The 15,967-nt window shown below is 69.1% G+C and carries 17 protein-coding genes; 11 read left to right on the top strand and 6 right to left on the bottom strand.

Annotated elements, in window-relative coordinates:
* Window positions 1-454: 454 nt before the first annotated feature.
* Window positions 455-1,159: an enoyl-CoA hydratase-related protein gene (locus ACZ6DL_RS25215; RefSeq protein ID WP_396984252.1), complete on the bottom strand. Its 705-nt coding sequence runs from the start codon at window positions 1,157-1,159 to the stop codon at window positions 455-457.
* A gap of 615 nt (window positions 1,160-1,774) precedes the next feature.
* On the opposite strand from ACZ6DL_RS25215, the gene ACZ6DL_RS25210 reads away from it, so the two are divergent.
* Together ACZ6DL_RS25210 and ACZ6DL_RS25205 are read left to right on the top strand one after the other, a co-directional pair.
* A complete protein-coding gene (locus tag ACZ6DL_RS25210) occupies window positions 1,775-2,566 on the top strand; it encodes a purine-nucleoside phosphorylase (RefSeq protein WP_466054664.1) in 792 nt (263 codons plus the stop codon).
* On the top strand, window positions 2,567-4,063 hold the full coding sequence (locus ACZ6DL_RS25205; RefSeq protein ID WP_466054662.1) for a phospho-sugar mutase: 1,497 nt from the start codon (window positions 2,567-2,569) through the stop codon (window positions 4,061-4,063).
* Between the two features lie 18 nt (window positions 4,064-4,081).
* Here ACZ6DL_RS25205 and upp read toward each other — a convergent pair whose 3' ends face one another.
* Window positions 4,082-4,705 carry a uracil phosphoribosyltransferase gene (upp, locus tag ACZ6DL_RS25200; RefSeq protein ID WP_062971143.1) on the bottom strand — a complete coding sequence of 208 codons (624 nt, stop codon included), beginning with the start codon at window positions 4,703-4,705 and terminating at the stop codon, window positions 4,082-4,084.
* Window positions 4,706-4,850: 145 nt separating this feature from the next.
* Between upp and ACZ6DL_RS25195 the strand changes: the two genes are divergently transcribed.
* Genes ACZ6DL_RS25195 through ACZ6DL_RS25175 form a run of 5 tightly spaced genes read left to right on the top strand, consistent with a single transcriptional unit; the run spans window position 4,851 to window position 8,253 of the window.
* Window positions 4,851-5,171 carry a hypothetical protein gene (locus ACZ6DL_RS25195; RefSeq protein WP_466054660.1) on the top strand — a complete coding sequence of 107 codons (321 nt, stop codon included), beginning with the start codon at window positions 4,851-4,853 and terminating at the stop codon, window positions 5,169-5,171.
* 4 nt (window positions 5,172-5,175) lie between these two features.
* Complete coding sequence (locus ACZ6DL_RS25190) at window positions 5,176-6,285, top strand: C40 family peptidase (RefSeq protein ID WP_466054658.1); 1,110 nt, start codon at window positions 5,176-5,178, stop codon at window positions 6,283-6,285.
* Complete coding sequence (locus ACZ6DL_RS25185; RefSeq protein WP_062971147.1) at window positions 6,282-6,623, top strand: hypothetical protein; 342 nt, start codon at window positions 6,282-6,284, stop codon at window positions 6,621-6,623. Before ACZ6DL_RS25190 ends, ACZ6DL_RS25185 begins: the two co-directional genes overlap by 4 nt.
* Entirely contained in the window at window positions 6,620-6,967 is a 348-nt protein-coding gene (locus ACZ6DL_RS25180) for a YbaB/EbfC family nucleoid-associated protein (RefSeq protein ID WP_466054657.1), read from the top strand. The genes ACZ6DL_RS25185 and ACZ6DL_RS25180 overlap by 4 nt, the downstream gene beginning before the upstream one ends.
* 26 nt (window positions 6,968-6,993) lie before the next feature.
* Window positions 6,994-8,253 (top strand): primosomal protein, encoded by a 1,260-nt coding sequence (locus ACZ6DL_RS25175; RefSeq protein ID WP_466054655.1) that lies wholly within the window; start codon window positions 6,994-6,996, stop codon window positions 8,251-8,253.
* On the opposite strand, the gene ACZ6DL_RS25170 is transcribed toward ACZ6DL_RS25175, so the two are convergent.
* The 4 genes from ACZ6DL_RS25170 to ACZ6DL_RS25155 all read right to left on the bottom strand — a co-directional run bounded on the left by ACZ6DL_RS25170 (window position 8,254) and on the right by ACZ6DL_RS25155 (window position 12,110).
* On the bottom strand, window positions 8,254-8,910 hold the full coding sequence (locus ACZ6DL_RS25170; protein ID WP_466054653.1) for a hypothetical protein: 657 nt from the start codon (window positions 8,908-8,910) through the stop codon (window positions 8,254-8,256).
* A gap of 86 nt (window positions 8,911-8,996) precedes the next feature.
* A complete protein-coding gene (locus ACZ6DL_RS25165) occupies window positions 8,997-10,094 on the bottom strand; it encodes an adenosine deaminase (protein WP_466054651.1) in 1,098 nt (365 codons plus the stop codon).
* Between the two features lie 224 nt (window positions 10,095-10,318).
* Window positions 10,319-11,608, bottom strand: a complete 1,290-nt coding sequence (locus tag ACZ6DL_RS25160) for a thymidine phosphorylase (RefSeq protein WP_466054650.1) — start codon at window positions 11,606-11,608, stop codon at window positions 10,319-10,321.
* A 100-nt stretch (window positions 11,609-11,708) separates the two neighbouring features.
* A complete protein-coding gene (locus tag ACZ6DL_RS25155) occupies window positions 11,709-12,110 on the bottom strand; it encodes a cytidine deaminase (RefSeq protein WP_466054648.1) in 402 nt (133 codons plus the stop codon).
* 275 nt (window positions 12,111-12,385) lie between these two features.
* Here ACZ6DL_RS25155 and sdhC point away from each other — a divergent pair, with 275 nt between their 5' ends.
* From sdhC to ACZ6DL_RS25135, 4 genes are read left to right on the top strand one after another with little or no spacing between them, the layout of a single operon-like run.
* Complete coding sequence (gene sdhC, locus ACZ6DL_RS25150) at window positions 12,386-12,784, top strand: succinate dehydrogenase, cytochrome b556 subunit (protein ID WP_083863252.1); 399 nt, start codon at window positions 12,386-12,388, stop codon at window positions 12,782-12,784.
* 2 nt (window positions 12,785-12,786) lie between these two features.
* A complete protein-coding gene (locus ACZ6DL_RS25145) occupies window positions 12,787-13,218 on the top strand; it encodes a succinate dehydrogenase hydrophobic membrane anchor subunit (RefSeq protein WP_062971160.1) in 432 nt (143 codons plus the stop codon).
* A gap of 16 nt (window positions 13,219-13,234) precedes the next feature.
* Window positions 13,235-15,034: a succinate dehydrogenase flavoprotein subunit gene (sdhA, locus tag ACZ6DL_RS25140; RefSeq protein ID WP_051174889.1), complete on the top strand. Its 1,800-nt coding sequence runs from the start codon at window positions 13,235-13,237 to the stop codon at window positions 15,032-15,034.
* Window positions 15,034-15,807: a succinate dehydrogenase iron-sulfur subunit gene (locus ACZ6DL_RS25135; RefSeq protein WP_040865018.1), complete on the top strand. Its 774-nt coding sequence runs from the start codon at window positions 15,034-15,036 to the stop codon at window positions 15,805-15,807. Before sdhA ends, ACZ6DL_RS25135 begins: the two co-directional genes overlap by 1 nt.
* The last annotated feature ends 160 nt before the right edge of the window (window positions 15,808-15,967 follow it).

Below are 15,967 nucleotides of genomic sequence, written 5' to 3'. Positions count from 1 at the left end.
CCGCCGCTTGCTCCTTCGTCGCCTACGCGACGGCCGCGCAAACGCGAGCCGGGCCGCGAACGGAACATGCTCGGTCTCGCTTCGCTCGAAACCGGGAGTTGCGGTGCGCTGAGCGCGTAGGAGTGACCGCTGCGAACCCTGGCCCGCCGATTACAAGGCGTCATCGTCGTACTCGGTGGCTGGACCGCCGACAGGCACCTGGGTACATACGCGGTTCACGCGTCGCAGGCACCTGGGTACATACGCGGCTCTCGCGTCGCAGGCACCTGGGTACATACGCGGCTCTCGCGTCGCAGGCACCTGGGGTGGGCGGCATCGCGGGGACCGCCACCACATAGTTCGCCGCGTGGCGGCGGCGGGTGGCCGGATGGGGGCCGCAGCGACTACCTCGCAGACGCAGCCAGCGGAGTGAGCGGGCGGGCGGAGACGGGCTCCGCCGTCGGCGTGCGGCGGGTCAGCTCGCGGCGAACGCCAGGTTTTCCGGAGTGGTCGCGACGGCGAGGCCGGCCAGGGCCTTCGCGTGCAGGGCGCGCTTGATCACGGGGAGGTTGGGCTTGCGGTTGCTCGCCAGTGCCGCGGCCCGCTCGATCGCGGTGGCGAGCAACTCGGCGGCGTCGGCCTTGGCGTCGGCGATACCCGCGGCGATCGCCTCGTCGGCCGGGTAGCGGTGGCCGGTGGTCATCGCCTGCACGCAGACCTGGTTGGACAGCCGCTCGGTGAGCAGGGCGTTCATCCCGATGGTGAAGGGCATCCCGAGGTGTACCTCGGGCAGGCAGTAGAAGCCGCGATCGGCGCGCATCACCCGGAAGTCGTGCGAAGTCGCCAGCATGGCGCCCGCTCCGAAGGCATGGCCGTTGATCGCCGCGACGGTGGGCAGCGGGAAGGCGAGCAGGCGGGTGTAGAGCGAGTGCACGCGGTCGAGGTAACCGTGCATCTTGTCCAGATTGCCGAACAGCCAATCGGTGTCCAGACCGTTGCTGAAGAACTTCCCGGTCGCGGTCGTCACCAGCGCGGCAGGCCCCTCGGAGCTCTCGACCTCGTCCAGCAGTCCGTGGAAGGCGTCGATCCAGTCCGGGTGAAAACGGTTCTCGCTGTCCGTCTGTCCCTCGGCGCCGAGGTAGACGACGAACACTTCCCCGTGGCGTTCCAGATACGGCATGCCGTGCAGCGTATCGGGCACCGACGGCGACCCCTACTCGCGGGTAGGGGTCGCCGTCGAACACTCCACCCTCTCCCAGCGCACCCGACTCCCGGTTCGAGCGAAGCGGGACCGAAGCACCGTCCATCGCAAATGCAGACCAACCCAAACACAGTCCACTCAGCGTCCGAGTCCCCGCCCGCCGCGTGAACAGCCACGGCACCGATCGACCTCACGACCAGCCGGTGGATCCGCGCGCACAGTGCCAAGAGCTCGCATATCAACGCCCCAGCGCACCTCAACTCCCGGTTTCGAGCGAAGCCAGACCGAGCATCCGCCGTCCCCCGGACCGCCTCACGTTCACCACGTCCGCGACCAATCACCGGTCGACGGAACAACCGCCGAACCCCAACGAACCGCGTGCACGATGCCCAAAACTCGCGCCCCCACGCACCCAGCGCACCTCAACTCCCGGTTTCGAGCGAAGCCAGACCGAGCATGTTCCGTTCGCGGCCCGGCTCGCGTTTGCGCGGCCGTCGCGTAGGCGACGAAGGAGCAAGCGGCGGTCGCGCAAACGCGAGCCACCAAGGGGCCGCGAACACGCCGCGCCGAAGGCGCGGCAAATCAAACACAGCTATGGTGACGATCATGCTTGCCGAACAGGCCGCCGAGGCGATCGCCGAACGTACGGGAGTGTCACGCCACCGGGTCGCGGTGGTGCTGGGGTCCGGCTGGCAGGACGCGGCCGCGGAGATCGGGGCGCCGCGGGCGTCGGTGCCGATGCCGGAGCTGCCCGGTTTCGGAACGCCTACCGCGCAGGGCCATGTCGGCGTGCTCCATTCCGTTCGGGTGGACGACGACGACGTGCTGCTGCTGATGGGCCGCCAGCATCTCTACGAGGGGTATCGGCCCGCCGATGTGGTGCATCCGGTGTCGGCGGCAGTGGCGGCGGGCGCGGAGATCGTGGTGCTGACCAATGCCGCGGGCGGTATCCGAGCAGGCCTCCGGGTCGGTGAGCCGGTGCTGATCAGCGACCATCTCAACTTGACCGGTCGCACACCACTGGCAGGCGCGACTTTCGTCGACCTGGTCGACGCCTGGGATCCGGAGTTGCGGGCGCTGGCCAGGGAGATCGATCCGAGCCTGACCGAGGGCGTCTACGCGGGCCTCACGGGGCCGCAGTACGAGACGCCCGCCGAGATCCGGATGCTGCGCACGATCGGCGCGGATCTGGTCGGCATGTCCACGGTGCTGGAAGCCATCGCCTGCCGCGCGCTCGGTGCGCGCCTGCTCGGCATCTCGCTGGTCACCAACCTGGCCGCGGGCGTCACCGGCGCGCATCTGTCCCATGCCGAGGTGCTCGCCGAAGGCCATGCCGCGGCTCCGCGCCTCGGCAAACTGCTGCGCGGCGTACTGGAACGGGTGTAGATGCTGCGCTTCGGCACGGCGGGTCTGCGCGGGCCGCTGCGCGAGGGCCCGGACGGCATGAACGTCACCACCGTGAGCAGGGCGACCGCGGGAATCGTGGCGTGGCTGCGCGACCGCTGTCTCGGCGGCGGCACGGTGGTCGTCGGCCGCGACGCCAGGCACGGTTCCGCCGAGTTCGCGACGGCGACCGCGGAGATCTTCGCCGCGGCGGGCTTTCCGGTGACGTTGCTGCCGCGTCCGCTGCCCACGCCGGTGGTCGCGTACGCGGTGCGTGAGCTGGGCGCGGTCGCGGGCGTGCAGATCACCGCCTCGCACAACCCGGCCACCGACAACGGCTACAAGGTCTACCTGGACGGCGGGTCACAGCTGATCGCCCCGGCCGACGCCGAGATCGAGCGCTGTATCGAGGCGGTGGCCGAGCCGATCGACCGCGTGCCGGTCGTCCCCGCCGACGACGACGTGGTCCAGCGTTATATCCGCCGCGTTGCCGAAATACCCTCCTGGATCGGTGGGCCGGGCGAGCGGGCCGGTATCCGGATCGCCCTCACTCCGCTGCACGGCGTCGGCGGTGACCTCGCCGTCGAAGCGCTGCGCGCGGCGGGTTTTCCCGACGTCCATGTGGTCGAGGAGCAGTTCGCACCGGACCCCGACTTCCCCACCGTCGCGTTCCCGAACCCCGAGGAACCCGGCGCGGCCGATCTACTGCTCGCGACGGCGGCCCGGGTCGGCGCCGATGTGGCGATCGCACTGGACCCCGACGCGGATCGGTGCGCGGTGGGCGTCCCGCAGCCGGACGGCACCTGGCGGATGCTGCGCGGCGACGAGACCGGCGTGCTCCTGGGTGACTGTGTGCTGCGCACCGCCCCGGATGATGCGCTGGTGGCGACGACGATCGTGTCCTCGCGGCTGCTGTCGAAGCTGGCTCCCGCGCGCGGCGGACGCTACGCGGAAACGCTCACCGGATTCAAGTGGCTGGCCCGCGCGGGCGACGGCTTGGTCTACGCCTACGAGGAGGCGATCGGCCACTGCGTCGACCCGGCGGCGGTCCGCGACAAGGACGGTATCTCCGCCGCTGTCCTGGTGGCCGACCTGGTGGCCCGGTTGAAGGCCGCCGGTCGCGGCCTGAACGACGAACTCGACGACTACGCGGTCGAATTCGGCCTGCACGCGGGCGACCAGGTGTCGCTGCGGCTCGGCTCGGCCACCGACGCGGCCGCCGTGGTCGAGCGATTGCGGGCCGACCCGCCGCGCGAGATCGCGGGCGAGCCGGTCGAATACACCGATCAGCTTCGGGTCCGGGGCAGGATGCGGACCGACGCGCTGATCTTCGAGGGTGTTTCGTCCCGCGTGGTCGTCCGCCCTTCCGGTACCGAGCCGAAGCTCAAGTTCTACCTGGAGGTGGTCGAACCGGTGGGCTCGCGCGCCGGTCTTCCGGCCGCGCGAGCCGCTGCCCGCGAACGCCTTTCGGCATTGCGTGACTTCTGCCGGACCTTCTGACCGCGGCCCGGCGGGAGTTCAGCGCGGGCCGAATTGCCGATCGCCCGCGTCGCCGAGACCGGGCACGATGTAGGCGTTCTCGTTCAGTCCGGAGTCGACGACGGCGGTCACCAGCCGTACCGGCAGTCCCGAGTCCGCCAGTGTCGCAATCCCTTCCGGTGCGGCCACGACGCACACGGCGGTGATGTCGGTGGCGCCGCGGGCCGTGAGCAGCTGCAAGGTGTGCCGCATCGAGCCGCCCGTGGCCAGCATCGGGTCGAGCACGAAGACCGGCAGGCCGGCGAGATCGGCGGGCAGCGACTCCATGTAGGGCACCGGCAGGTGGGTGTCCTCGTCGCGAGCGAGACCGACGAACCCGATTCTGGCGTCGGGGATCAGCTCGGCGGCCGCGTCGATCATGCCGAGCCCGGCGCGCAGCACCGGAACCAGCAGCGGCGGACGGGCCAGCCGGATGCCTTCGGTGGGAGCGACCGGCGTGGTGATCTCGAAGCGCTCGACCTCCGCGTCGCGCAGCGCCTCGTAGATCAGGATGCCGGTCAGATCACGTAGTGCGGCACGGAAAGCCGGATTGGCCGTTCGCTCGTCCCGCATCGTGGTGAGCAGGGCGGCGACGAGTGGATGGTCCACGGTGAGGGTGCGCATGAGGGAACGATAAAGTCGGTCACGGGTGCGCCGTCGGATGCCACCGGACTTTTTTTCCGAAGCGGCGGAACCGAACCGGAACAGCGCGCGTCGAACCAAGTGGATGACGTACTCTGCCTGGGAACAACAGATGGGGGAAGCTCTGATGCGGAAGATGTCGGCGGACACCGAAGGCATTGCGGCCTACGGCGCGACCGCTCACGTCATGGCGGGTGAGATGGCGGCGGCCGGGGTGAGCGCCGCGGCGGCGGAGCCCGCGCTGCTGGGCCCGATCATGGGACTGATCGGCGGTGACTTCATGGCGGCCTACGCCGCGGCGCACGCCGGGCACGTCGCCGCGATCGGTCAGCTCTCAGCAGTGCTGACCAGCATGGGTGGCGCGGCCACCGGCGCGGCGGCCGTCCTCACCGAGACCGACGCCACCCACGCGAGCGCGCTGCGAAACGCGGCCACCGAGGTGGAGTGAGCCTGTGATCGATGTCAACGCACTGGCGCAACCGATCCTGGACCTGCTCGCCAGCTTCGGCAGCGGCGTGCTGCCCGCGGGCGGTCCCACCGACGCGCTGCGCAGCACCTCGTCCGTGGTCGACCAGATCCACCAGATGGGCCGCGACAGCATCAACGGAATGAACGCCGCGTGGGACGGCCGGGCGGCCGACGCGGCCACCGCCAAGGCGCTGCGCGTGCAGACCTCCGCGGCCACCATCTCCGATCGTGGCAACGAGATGGCGACGGTCGTTAACCAGGCCGCGGGCGAGGTCGAGACGGGCCAGAAGGATCTCACCGACATCGCGCAGTCCTTCGTGAACACCGCGGCGAGCATGGGGCCGGTCCTGGCGACGCCGGAAGGTCTGACGGTGCTCGTCGGCTCCGCGATCGACCATCTCAACCAGGCCCTCAACGTCGTCGGCCGGGTCCAGAACGAATTGCAGACGCACACCGCGTCGATGAACGACCTCACCCCGCCGCCGACCACCCCGGCACTGGCCGGTGTCCCCGCCGCGGGCGTGCAGCAAGCGGCGTCCGCCGCGTCCGGCGTGCTCAACGGTGCTGGCTCGCTTCTGAGCACCGCGATGGCCACACCGCTGCAGTCGCAGTCCGCACGCGGTTCCCGTGGCACGCCCGGCACGACGGGCACCCCCAAACCGGACACCGGTTCGTCGGGCACGCCCGACGACGGCAAGGGCGTGAAGATCACGTTGCCCGACGGCAGCGTGGTGGAGGCGCCCAACGAACAGGCCGCCACTGCGGTCCGGTCGGCGATCGGCGCCGTGGGCACGCCCTATGTCTGGGGCGGCAACAGCCCGGGCGCGGGATTGGATTGCAGCGGGCTCACCAAGTACGCCTATGGCGAGGCGGGCGTCGACCTGCCCCGGCTCGCCTGCGACCAGGGCAACGGGGCCACACCGGTGTCGGCCGGTGATCTGATGCCCGGCGACCTCGCGATCTGGGACGGGCACGTGGCCATGGTGATCGGGAACGGCCAGTTGGTCGAGGCGGGTGACCCGGTCCAGATCAGCTCGATTCGAACGGAGAACTCAGGCATGGACTTCTACGGTTTCTACAGGCCGACGGCATGACCCGACCCCCGGTTCCCAACGTCACGGTGGCGTCCAGCAGCAACCGGTCGGGCACCATCTCGGTGCGCGCGACCGATCAGGGCATGCCGGTCGAGATCAAGTTCGAGCGCAGCGAATACCGTTACGGCGCACAATCGCTCGCCAACGAGATCCTGCGGCTCACCCAGCGTTCCGCCATCGCGGCACGGGCGCGGCGGCGCGAACTGCTCGCCGAGTCGGGCATGCCGTCGGACATCCTCGACCGGCTCGGCCTGCCCACCCGCCAGCAGGCGGTGGACGAGCTGGACCGGATCGACGACGCGGACACGGGACCGACGACCTGGATGAGGCCGGTATGAGTGCGGAAATGGACGCCCTTGTCGCGGCGGCCACCCAAAAACTGGAGGCGCTGGAAGCCGCGCTGTACGGGTTGAAGCAGGTGCGCGGGCGGTGGACCTCCGAGGACGGCGCGGTGAGCGTCGAGGTGAACAGCGACGGCGCACTGGTCGGCCTGAGCTTGGCGGAATCGGTCACATCGCTGCCGCCGGCCGAGGTCGGGCAGTTGATCGTCTGGGCCTGCAGACAGGCCGCCGAGGACGCCGGAGCGCAGCGATCCAAGGTCGTTGCGACACTGAACGAGTCATTCGTCCCCGCCGCGCAGTCGCCCGCGGGCACGAATGGGGGCGGGCCGGATAGTGCCTGACGCGGAAGGTCGATAGGCTTCCGCACATGGCTTCTGGAGACATCGTCCCGATCGAGCTCGGCCTGACCGACGGCGATCTCGTCACCCTGTGGGCACCGCGTTGGCGAGACGGTGACGACGAGTGGGAGGCGTTCCTCGGTCACGAGGACGCCCTCTACGGTTTCGAGTCCGTGGCGGAGCTGGCCGCCTTCATCCGCACCAACGCCGACAACGACCTCGTGGACCATCCGGCCTGGAAGGTCGTCGCGGGTCTCTCGGCGGTCGAACTGGAACCGGAGGAGAACTTCACCTTCGATCTGGTCGCGGTGCCGGAGCTGGCGGCGGGCGAACCCGACGTCGACAGCGTCGCCGAGCTGGAGGACACCCTCGGCATGGTGCGCAACATCGGCGAGGTGTGCGAACTCGAGACGGTCACCAAATTCTTCGGTTCCCATCCGGTGCTGGGCGCGCTGCCCGGCGGTGTGAGCGCGTTCGTCGGTCGCGACGGCGAGGAGCTGTGGGACCAGATCGGCGCCGCCATCGCCAAGGGCTGGGACGACGTCCTGGACGCCATCGACTCCGTCGTGCAGACGCCCGAGGTCGACGCCGAGGCGGTCGCGGTCGCCGAGGCCGAACTGCTGGCCGCCGAGGAGAACGTGGTCGACGCCGACGACGCCGCCGACAGCGACGAGGAGGAGGAGTTCGAGCCCGTCGACCTCGACGCGGAAGAGGACGACGACGAAGACGAGGACGAAGACGAATCGTTCTGGCACGAGGTCGGCATCGACCCGGTCAAGATCGTCACGTCCGAAGGCAGCGTCTTCACCCTGCGCTGTTACCTCGACGACGAGCCGATCTTCCTCGGTTCCAGGGGCTCGATCACGGTGTTCTCGTCCGAGCGCGCGCTGGCCCGCTACCTCGCCGACGACCACGAGCACGACTTGGCCCGCGTGAGCACCTTCACCGACGTGCAGACCGCGGCGGTGGACGGCTCACTGGAGGTCGAGGTGACCGACGAGAACGTCTACGTGCTGCCCGGCTTGGCCGAGGACTTGGCCGAAGGCCCCGAGGCGGTCGACATCGAACAGCTCGATCTGGCGGTAGAGCTGTTCACCGACGCCGCCGACTACGCCGACGACGACACGGTGGAGCATGCCCTGGCCCAGTCCACCCCGCTCGGCTGGTACGTCTCCTACCTGCTGAACCCCGACCCCACCCGGTTGGCGCCCAACCCGCCGTTCACCGCGGAGGCGCAGGCCTGGCGCGAACTGGAACGCAACCTGGAGTCCCGGCTCGACAAGCAGTAACTAGGGCAGCCGGATCCAGACCTGCTCGGCCTGTCCGAGCAGGCGTTCGTCGGCGCCGTAGACCGCGGTCGAGGCCCAGCATTTGCGTCCCTGCTCGCGGTGGAACTCGCCCACGACGACGCAGCGCTCATCGACTTCGGGGATGTCGTGCACGGTGGCGGTCATCGAGCCGAGCAGAGCGGGACGTTCCAGCATGCCGGGTAGCGACCAACCGCCGGGGCAGTCCATCGCGGCCCACAGCAGCGGCGGCCCCAGCGGCACGGTGTCGTCGGGTATCCAAGGCGCGGCCACGCGGTGCTCGTCGACTCGGCCGGGTTCGATGCGCAGTCCGTCCGCCCGGCCGCTGCCGCAGACGAAGCAGGACGCGAAGATCTCGATGCTGGTGTAGCCGCGCGCTGCCTCGGTCGCGTCGGCGAAGGGGATACGCCCCGGGGCGTCGCGTTCGAGTTCGCCGCTCTTGGACTCGGCGATCAGCGTGTCACCGTCGTAGAGCCGTTCGTCCCGCACGTCGAGGGGCGTCTCCAGCGGCGGTGGGCTGCGCAGGATGACGGTGACCGTCCGCTCGTCGCGCTGGGCGGCGAGCAGACCGGCCACGTAGCCACCGTTGCCGGAGTCGGGTGGTCCGTTGAACCGGCGGGATATGCGCAGGGTCGCCATATCGCCACGCTAGCGAACCGGTAGCCGGGCGGGCGCCGAACCTCGCAGCCGCCGCTGTCTCGTGCCCGCAGGACGCGTGCCCGCCGCTAGCCGATGAGCACCGCGTATCCGGGCTTGATGATGTCGTCGATGATCCGCAGCCGCTCGGGGAACGGGATGAACGCCGACTTCATGGCGTTGATGGTGAATCGTTCCAGATCACTCCAGCCGTAACCGAACGTCTCGACGAGTTTGCGCATCTCCTGGCTCATGCTGGTGTCGCTCATCAGCCGGTTGTCGGTGTTCACCGTGACGCGGAAGCGCAGGCGGGCCAGCAGGTCGAACGGGTGCTTGTCCAGCGAGGGCACGGCGCCGGTCTGCACGTTCGACGACGGGCACAGCTCCAGCGGGATGCGCATGTCCCGCACGTAGTTGGCGACCAGCCCGAGCTCCGCGTCCTCGACCGCGCCGGGCACGCTGATGTCGTCGGTGATTCGCACGCCGTGGCCGAGCCGGTCGCAGCCGCAGAACGCGAGCGCCTCGTGAATCGACGGCAGGCCGAAGGCCTCGCCCGCGTGGATGGTGAAGTGCGCGCTGTTGGCACGCATGTATTCGAAGGCGTCGAGGTGCCTGCTTGGCGGGTAACCGGCTTCCGCGCCCGCGATGTCGAAGCCGCCCACGCCGCGATCGCGGAAGCGCACCGTCAGTTCCGCGATCTCCCGCGAGCGCGCCGCGTGCCGCATCGCGGTGAGCAGGCAGGTCACCACGATCGGATGTCCGCGCTCCGCGGCCGCCACCTCGCCTTCGCGGAATCCGGCCAGCGTGTGCTCGACCACCTCGTCCAATGTCAGCCCGCGCTCCAAGTGCTGTTCGGGGGCGAAGCGCACCTCCGCGTAGACGACGCCGTCGGCGGCGAGATCCTCGGCGCATTCCCGGGCGACCCGGCGCAGCCCCTCCGGGGTCTGCATCACGGCGACGGTGTGCGCGAAGGTCTCCAGGTAGCGTTCCAGCGATCCGCTGTCGGCCGCGTCGCGGAACCAGGCCGCCAGCGACGCCTCGTCGGTGGCGGGTAGGTCCTCGTAGCCGCTGTGCGCGGCGAGTTCGAGCACCGTCGCGGGCCGCAAGCCACCGTCGAGGTGATCGTGCAGCAGCGCTTTCGGCGCTTGGCGGATCGAGGCGAGAGTCAGAGGCATCGGTCCAGTCATGTATCGACGGTAGCCGCAGCGCGCCGAAACGGCAGCCGAGTCCGGCCGTGGCAACCATCTCGTTGCCCGCCGGATGCGGGCCGGACCACGACCGGACACCGCTCGGTTGGCCGCGCACATGCTGTGCGCGCAGCTTCCACCCTCGCGCATGCATGCGGCGCGCCCGTGATCCGGCAGTGCGGGCACGCGCGCCCCACGTCGTCCGCTGGGTTACCGCGGACAGTTCAGGACACGATGCGATCGAGGATCAGCGCGGCGGGACCGGGCGCGGCAGTGGCCTCGATGGTGACAGCGTCGCGCAGGGCTGCCATGGCGCCGGTGAAGGCCTCGGGGGTGTCGGTATGCAGGGTGAGCAGCGGCTGGCCCGTGCTGACGGCATCGCCCGGTTTGGCGTGCATCTCGATGCCCGCGCCGGACTGCACCGGATCGCCCTGACGTGCCCGGCCCGCGCCGAGACGCCAGGCGGCGATACCGACGCTCAGCGCGTCGAGCCGGGTCAGCGTGCCGTCGGTATCGGCGCGCACGGTCTCGGTGTGCTTCGCGGTGGGCAGCGGCGCGTCCGGGTCGCCGCCCTGGGCGCTGATCATCGCGCGCCAGTGATCCATCGCCCGGCCGTTGGCCAGCGCATCGGCGGGATCGGTATCGAGCCCGGCCAGCGCGACCATCTCGCGAGCCAAGGCGATGGTCAGCTCGACGACGTCCTCGGGACCACCGCCCGCCAGCACCTCCACCGATTCCGCGACCTCCAGGGCATTGCCCGCGGTGCGGCCGAGGGGGGTGTCCATGGCGGTGAGCAGCGCGACCGTCCGGACGCCCGCGTCGGCGCCCAGTTCGACCATCGCGGTCGCCAACTCGCGCGCCCCGTCGAGTGTCTTCAGGAACGCTCCGGAGCCGACCTTGACGTCGAGCAGCAGCGCCGCGGTGCCCTCGGCGATCTTCTTGCTCATGATCGAGCTGGCGATCAGCGGGATCGACTCGACCGTGCCGGTGACGTCGCGCAGGGCGTAGAGCCGCCGGTCCGCGGGCGCGAGGTCGGCGCCTGCCGCGCAGATCACCGCCCCGACGGCCGGGTCGGCCAGCAACTCACGCATCCGCGACGCCGGCACGTCCGCCTGCCAGCCGGGGATGGACTCCAGCTTGTCCAGCGTGCCGCCGGTGTGACCGAGGCCGCGCCCGGACAACTGCGGCACCGCGGCGCCGCACGCGGCGACCAGCGGAGCCAGCGGCAGCGTGATCTTGTCGCCGACGCCGCCGGTCGAGTGCTTGTCCACGGTGGGGCGCGGCAGGCCGGTGAGATCCATGCGCCGCCCTGAGGCGATCATGGCGGCGGTCCACCGCGCCGTCTCGCGCCGGGTCATCCCCCGCCAGACGATCGCCATGGCCAGCGCGGACATCTGCTCGTCGGCCACCGTGCCGCGGGTGAACCCGTCGACCACCCAGTCGATCTGCGCGTCCGACAGCTCGCCGCCGTCCCGCTTGGTGGTGATGATCGAAACCGCGTCGAGTGCCGTCACGGTGGCCAGTTTGGCACGAGCCGACGTGCACCCGGGTTCTCGCCGATGGGATGGAAACGCGGGCCCGCTCCGCATTCGCCTTCGCCGAGGAGGAATGCCGCTACCTTCGCCCGGCGTCCAAATCGTCCGGCCCGAACGCGTTCGGCAGCAGCGCGCGCAAGGGCACCGCACCGGCCTTGTGATCGACCAGGAGATCGGCCCCGCCGTGCTCGTAGAGCAATTGGCGGCAGCGACCGCAGGGCATCAGGATTTCGCCGCGAGAATCGGTCACCGAGACGGCCACCAGACGCCCCCCACCGCCCGAAATCAAGTTACCGATGAGTACACATTCGGCACACAGGCCTAATCCATATGAGACATTCTCCACATTGCAACCGCTCACCACGCGACCATCGGCGCTGAGAGCAGCGGCGCCGACCGGAAACCGCGAGTAGGGCGCATAGGCGTTTCGCATAACTCGAAATGCGTTGTCACGCAGCAGTTTCCAGTCGATTTCCGGCATGGGGAACCTCTCTCGGATCGGCCCGATCGCGGCCGCGCAAGGGCCACGACGGAACCCCGCACACATCAAGAAAGGTAAGCCTAACCCGATCGACTGTCGCGCAACGCACGGTACGCCGAATTAGTTCCGGGATTGCTGGAGGATTAGAGTCCAGAACAGATCGGTTCAGGTTCCTGCGACGGGCCGGAGTACAGCCACCTGGGCATTCGCCCGCCACGCCGTCGGCGTCGGACCTGCGACCGGGTCCATCAACGACGTTGGAGGCACCGCACTCTATGACCACGATTGAAGCTCCGGCCCAGCCGAAGCGGAAGACGCTGTACCGAGGCGACCCCGGAATGTGGTCGTGGGCGCTGCACCGGATCACCGGGGTCACCATCTTCTTCTTCCTCTTCGTTCACGTACTGGACACCGCCCTGGTGCGCGTGAGCCCGGACACCTACAACGAAGCGATCGAGACCTACAAGACGCCCATCGTGGCGTTGATGGAGATGGGCCTGGTCGTCGTCGTCTTGTTCCACGCGCTCAACGGCGTCCGCGTGATCCTGGTGGACTTCTGGTCCAAGGGCCCGAAGTACCAGCGCCTGATGCTCTGGATCATTCTCGCGATCTGGTTCCTGCTGGCCGTGCCCGCGATCGGGCGCCAGTTCTTCTACTTGTTCACGGAGCACTGATCATGAGCGCACCTGTCATCGGTAAGTCTTACGACCGTCCGGCCAGCCTGGATCTGCCTCGCTCGCCGCGCGCGCGCTCGAACAACAACTTCGAGAAGTACGCCTGGCTGTTCATGCGCTTCTCCGGCCTGCTGCTGATCGTGCTCGTGCTCGGGCACATGGCGATCATGCTGCTGCTCGACGGCGGCGTGAAGCGGCTCAACTTCGCCTTCGTGGCCGGTCGCTGGTCCAGCCCGTTCTGGCAGTTCTGGGACCTGACCATGCTGTGGCTGGCGCAGTTGCACGGCGGCAACGGCCTGCGCACCGTCATCGACGACTACTCCCGCAAGGACTCGACCCGGTTCTGGTTGAAGACCCTGCTGGCCATCTCGATGATCCTGATCATGGGCGTGGGCACCTACGTCATCTTCACCTTCGACCCCAACATCAGTTAGGAACAGGCCCCCTCGCATGAGTGAGCGCAGCGAACGAACCACTGGGACCGGGGAATCTCGTCCTGTCCAGGAGCACCGCTACGACGTGGTCATCGTCGGCGCGGGCGGCGCGGGCATGCGCGCCGCGATCGAGGCCGGCCCGCGTGCTCGGACGGCGGTGCTGACCAAGCTGTACCCGACCCGCAGCCACACCGGCGCGGCCCAGGGCGGCATGTGCGCCGCGCTGGCCAACGTCGAAGAGGACAACTGGGAATGGCACACCTTCGACACCGTCAAGGGTGGTGACTACCTGGTCGACCAGGACGCCGCGGAGATCATGGCCAAGGAGGCCATCGACGCGGTGCTCGACCTGGAGAAGATGGGCCTGCCGTTCAACCGGACGCCCGAGGGCAAGATCGACCAGCGGCGCTTCGGCGGGCACACCCGCGACCACGGCAAGGCCCCGGTCCGCCGCGCGTGCTACGCCGCCGACCGCACCGGTCACATGATCCTGCAGACGCTGTACCAGAACTGCGTCAAGCACGACGTGGAGTTCTTCAACGAGTTCTACGTGCTGGACCTGGTGCTGACCGAGAGCGATCGGGGCCCCGTCGCGACCGGTGTGGTCGCCTACGAGCTGGCCACCGGCGAACTGCACGTCTTCCACGCCAAGTCGATCGTGTTCGCCACGGGCGGCTCGGGCCGGATGTACAAGACCACCTCCAACGCGCACACCCTGACCGGCGACGGCATGGCGATCGTGTTCCGCAAGGGCCTGCCGCTGGAGGACATGGAGTTCCACCAGTTCCACCCGACGGGTCTGGCCGGGCTCGGCATCCTGATCTCCGAGGCCGTCCGCGGCGAGGGCGGCATCCTGCGCAACGCCGACGGCGAGCGGTTCATGGAGCGCTACGCCCCCACCATCAAGGACCTCGCGCCGCGCGACATCGTCGCCCGCTCGATGGTGCTGGAGGTGCTGGAGGGCCGCGGCGCGGGACCGAACAAGGACTACGTCTACATCGACGTGACCCACCTCGGCGAGGACGTGCTCGAGGAGAAGCTGCCCGACATCACCGAGTTCTCCCGCACCTACCTGGGCGTGGACCCGGTGAAGGAACTGGTGCCGGTGTTCCCGACCTGTCACTACGTGATGGGCGGCATCCCGACCCGCATCCGCGGCGAGGTGCTGCGCAACAACAGCGACGTCGTCCCCGGCCTCTACGCCGCGGGTGAGTGCGCGTGCGTCTCGGTGCACGGCGCCAACCGGCTGGGCACCAACTCGCTGCTGGACATCAACGTGTTCGGCCGTCGCGCGGGCATCGCCGCCGCGGAGTACGCGCAGCGCAGCGAGTTCGTCGAGATGCCGGAGAACCCGGCGCAGATGGTGCAGGACTGGCTGGCCCAGCTGCTCAGCGAGCACGGCGACGAGCGGGTGGCCGACATCCGCACCGAGCTGCAGCGGTCGATGGACAACAACGCCTCGGTGTTCCGCACCGAGGACACGCTCAAGCAGGCGCTCACCGACATCCACGCGCTCAAGGAGCGCTACGCGCGGATCACCGTGCAGGACAAGGGCAAGCGCTACAACAGCGACCTGCTCGAGGCCGTCGAGCTCGGCTTCCTGCTCGAGCTGGCCGAGGTCACCGTGGTCGGTGCGCTCAACCGCAAGGAATCGCGCGGTGGCCACGCTCGCGAGGACTACCCGGACCGCGACGACGTGAACTTCATGCGTCACACGATGGCCTACAAGGAGGGCTCGGATCTCCTGTCGGACATCCGCCTGGACTTCAAGCCGGTGGTGCAGACCCGTTACGAGCCGATGGAGCGTAAGTACTGATGACTGCTGTTGCCGAAGCACCCTCTTCGCAGAAGCCCGCTCCGGTCCCCGAGGGCTCGGTGATGATCACCGTCAAGGTGGCTCGGTTCAACCCGGAGGACGACAAGGGCGCGCACTGGGAGTCCTTCCAGGTGCCGGTCCTGCCGACCGACCGTTTCCTGAACGTGCTGACCTACATCAAGTCCTACCTGGACGGCACGCTCACCTTCCGGCGTTCCTGCGCGCACGGCGTGTGCGGTTCGGATGCCATGCGGATCAACGGCGTCAACCGGCTGGCCTGCAAGGTGCTGATGAAGGACATGCTGCCCAAGGGCGACAAGTCGATCACCGTCACCGTCGAGCCGATCCGCGGCCTGCCCGTGGAGAAGGACCTCGTGGTGAACATGGAGCCGTTCTTCGACGCGTTCCGCGCCGTGAAGCCCTACCTGATGACCTCGGGTAACGAGCCCACCCGCGAGCGCATCCAGAGCCAGGCCGACCGCGCCCGGTTCGACGACACCACCAAGTGCATCCTGTGCGCCTGCTGCACCACCTCCTGCCCCGTGTACTGGAGCGACGGCAGCTACTTCGGCCCGGCCGCGATCGTGAACGCCCACCGCTTCATCTTCGACAGCCGCGACGAAGGCGCCCGCGAACGCCTCGACATCCTCAACGACGTCGAAGGCGTCTGGCGCTGCCGCACCACCTTCAACTGCACCGACGCCTGCCCCCGCGGCATCGAGGTCACCAAGGCCATACAAGAAGTCAAACGAGCCTTGCTGTTCACCCGCTGACCCCAGGCACCGAACGACGAAGGCCGCCGCCATCCCGAAGATGGTGGCGGCCTTTCGCCATTCTCGAACCGGCCGAGGCGAGCGGACGCCACGTTCCCGCCCACGGGAACACCAGCGAACGTCGCTTATGCTTCGGCTCGGGTCGGCCTGGCGTGTGGCG

Source organism: Nocardia sp. NPDC041819, assembly GCF_055590505.1.
Note: the sequence above shows the minus strand (reverse complement) of the source record. Positions and strands in the feature narration are given on the sequence as shown.

Excerpts from the sequence above, each read along its gene's own strand:
- ACZ6DL_RS25215 (WP_396984252.1), bottom strand. The coding sequence starts at position 1,159 with ATGCCGTATCTGGAACGCCACGGGGAAGTGTTCGTCGTCTACCTCGGC.
- ACZ6DL_RS25210 (WP_466054664.1), top strand. The coding sequence starts at position 1,775 with ATGGTGACGATCATGCTTGCCGAACAGGCCGCCGAGGCGATCGCCGAA.
- ACZ6DL_RS25205 (WP_466054662.1), top strand. The coding sequence starts at position 2,567 with ATGCTGCGCTTCGGCACGGCGGGTCTGCGCGGGCCGCTGCGCGAGGGC.
- upp (WP_062971143.1), bottom strand. The coding sequence starts at position 4,705 with ATGCGCACCCTCACCGTGGACCATCCACTCGTCGCCGCCCTGCTCACC.
- ACZ6DL_RS25195 (WP_466054660.1), top strand. The coding sequence starts at position 4,851 with ATGCGGAAGATGTCGGCGGACACCGAAGGCATTGCGGCCTACGGCGCG.
- ACZ6DL_RS25185 (WP_062971147.1), top strand. The coding sequence starts at position 6,282 with ATGACCCGACCCCCGGTTCCCAACGTCACGGTGGCGTCCAGCAGCAAC.
- ACZ6DL_RS25180 (WP_466054657.1), top strand. The coding sequence starts at position 6,620 with ATGAGTGCGGAAATGGACGCCCTTGTCGCGGCGGCCACCCAAAAACTG.
- ACZ6DL_RS25175 (WP_466054655.1), top strand. The coding sequence starts at position 6,994 with ATGGCTTCTGGAGACATCGTCCCGATCGAGCTCGGCCTGACCGACGGC.
- ACZ6DL_RS25170 (WP_466054653.1), bottom strand. The coding sequence starts at position 8,910 with ATGGCGACCCTGCGCATATCCCGCCGGTTCAACGGACCACCCGACTCC.
- ACZ6DL_RS25165 (WP_466054651.1), bottom strand. The coding sequence starts at position 10,094 with ATGACTGGACCGATGCCTCTGACTCTCGCCTCGATCCGCCAAGCGCCG.
- ACZ6DL_RS25155 (WP_466054648.1), bottom strand. The coding sequence starts at position 12,110 with ATGCCGGAAATCGACTGGAAACTGCTGCGTGACAACGCATTTCGAGTT.
- sdhC (WP_083863252.1), top strand. The coding sequence starts at position 12,386 with ATGACCACGATTGAAGCTCCGGCCCAGCCGAAGCGGAAGACGCTGTAC.
- ACZ6DL_RS25145 (WP_062971160.1), top strand. The coding sequence starts at position 12,787 with ATGAGCGCACCTGTCATCGGTAAGTCTTACGACCGTCCGGCCAGCCTG.
- sdhA (WP_051174889.1), top strand. The coding sequence starts at position 13,235 with ATGAGTGAGCGCAGCGAACGAACCACTGGGACCGGGGAATCTCGTCCT.
- ACZ6DL_RS25135 (WP_040865018.1), top strand. The coding sequence starts at position 15,034 with ATGACTGCTGTTGCCGAAGCACCCTCTTCGCAGAAGCCCGCTCCGGTC.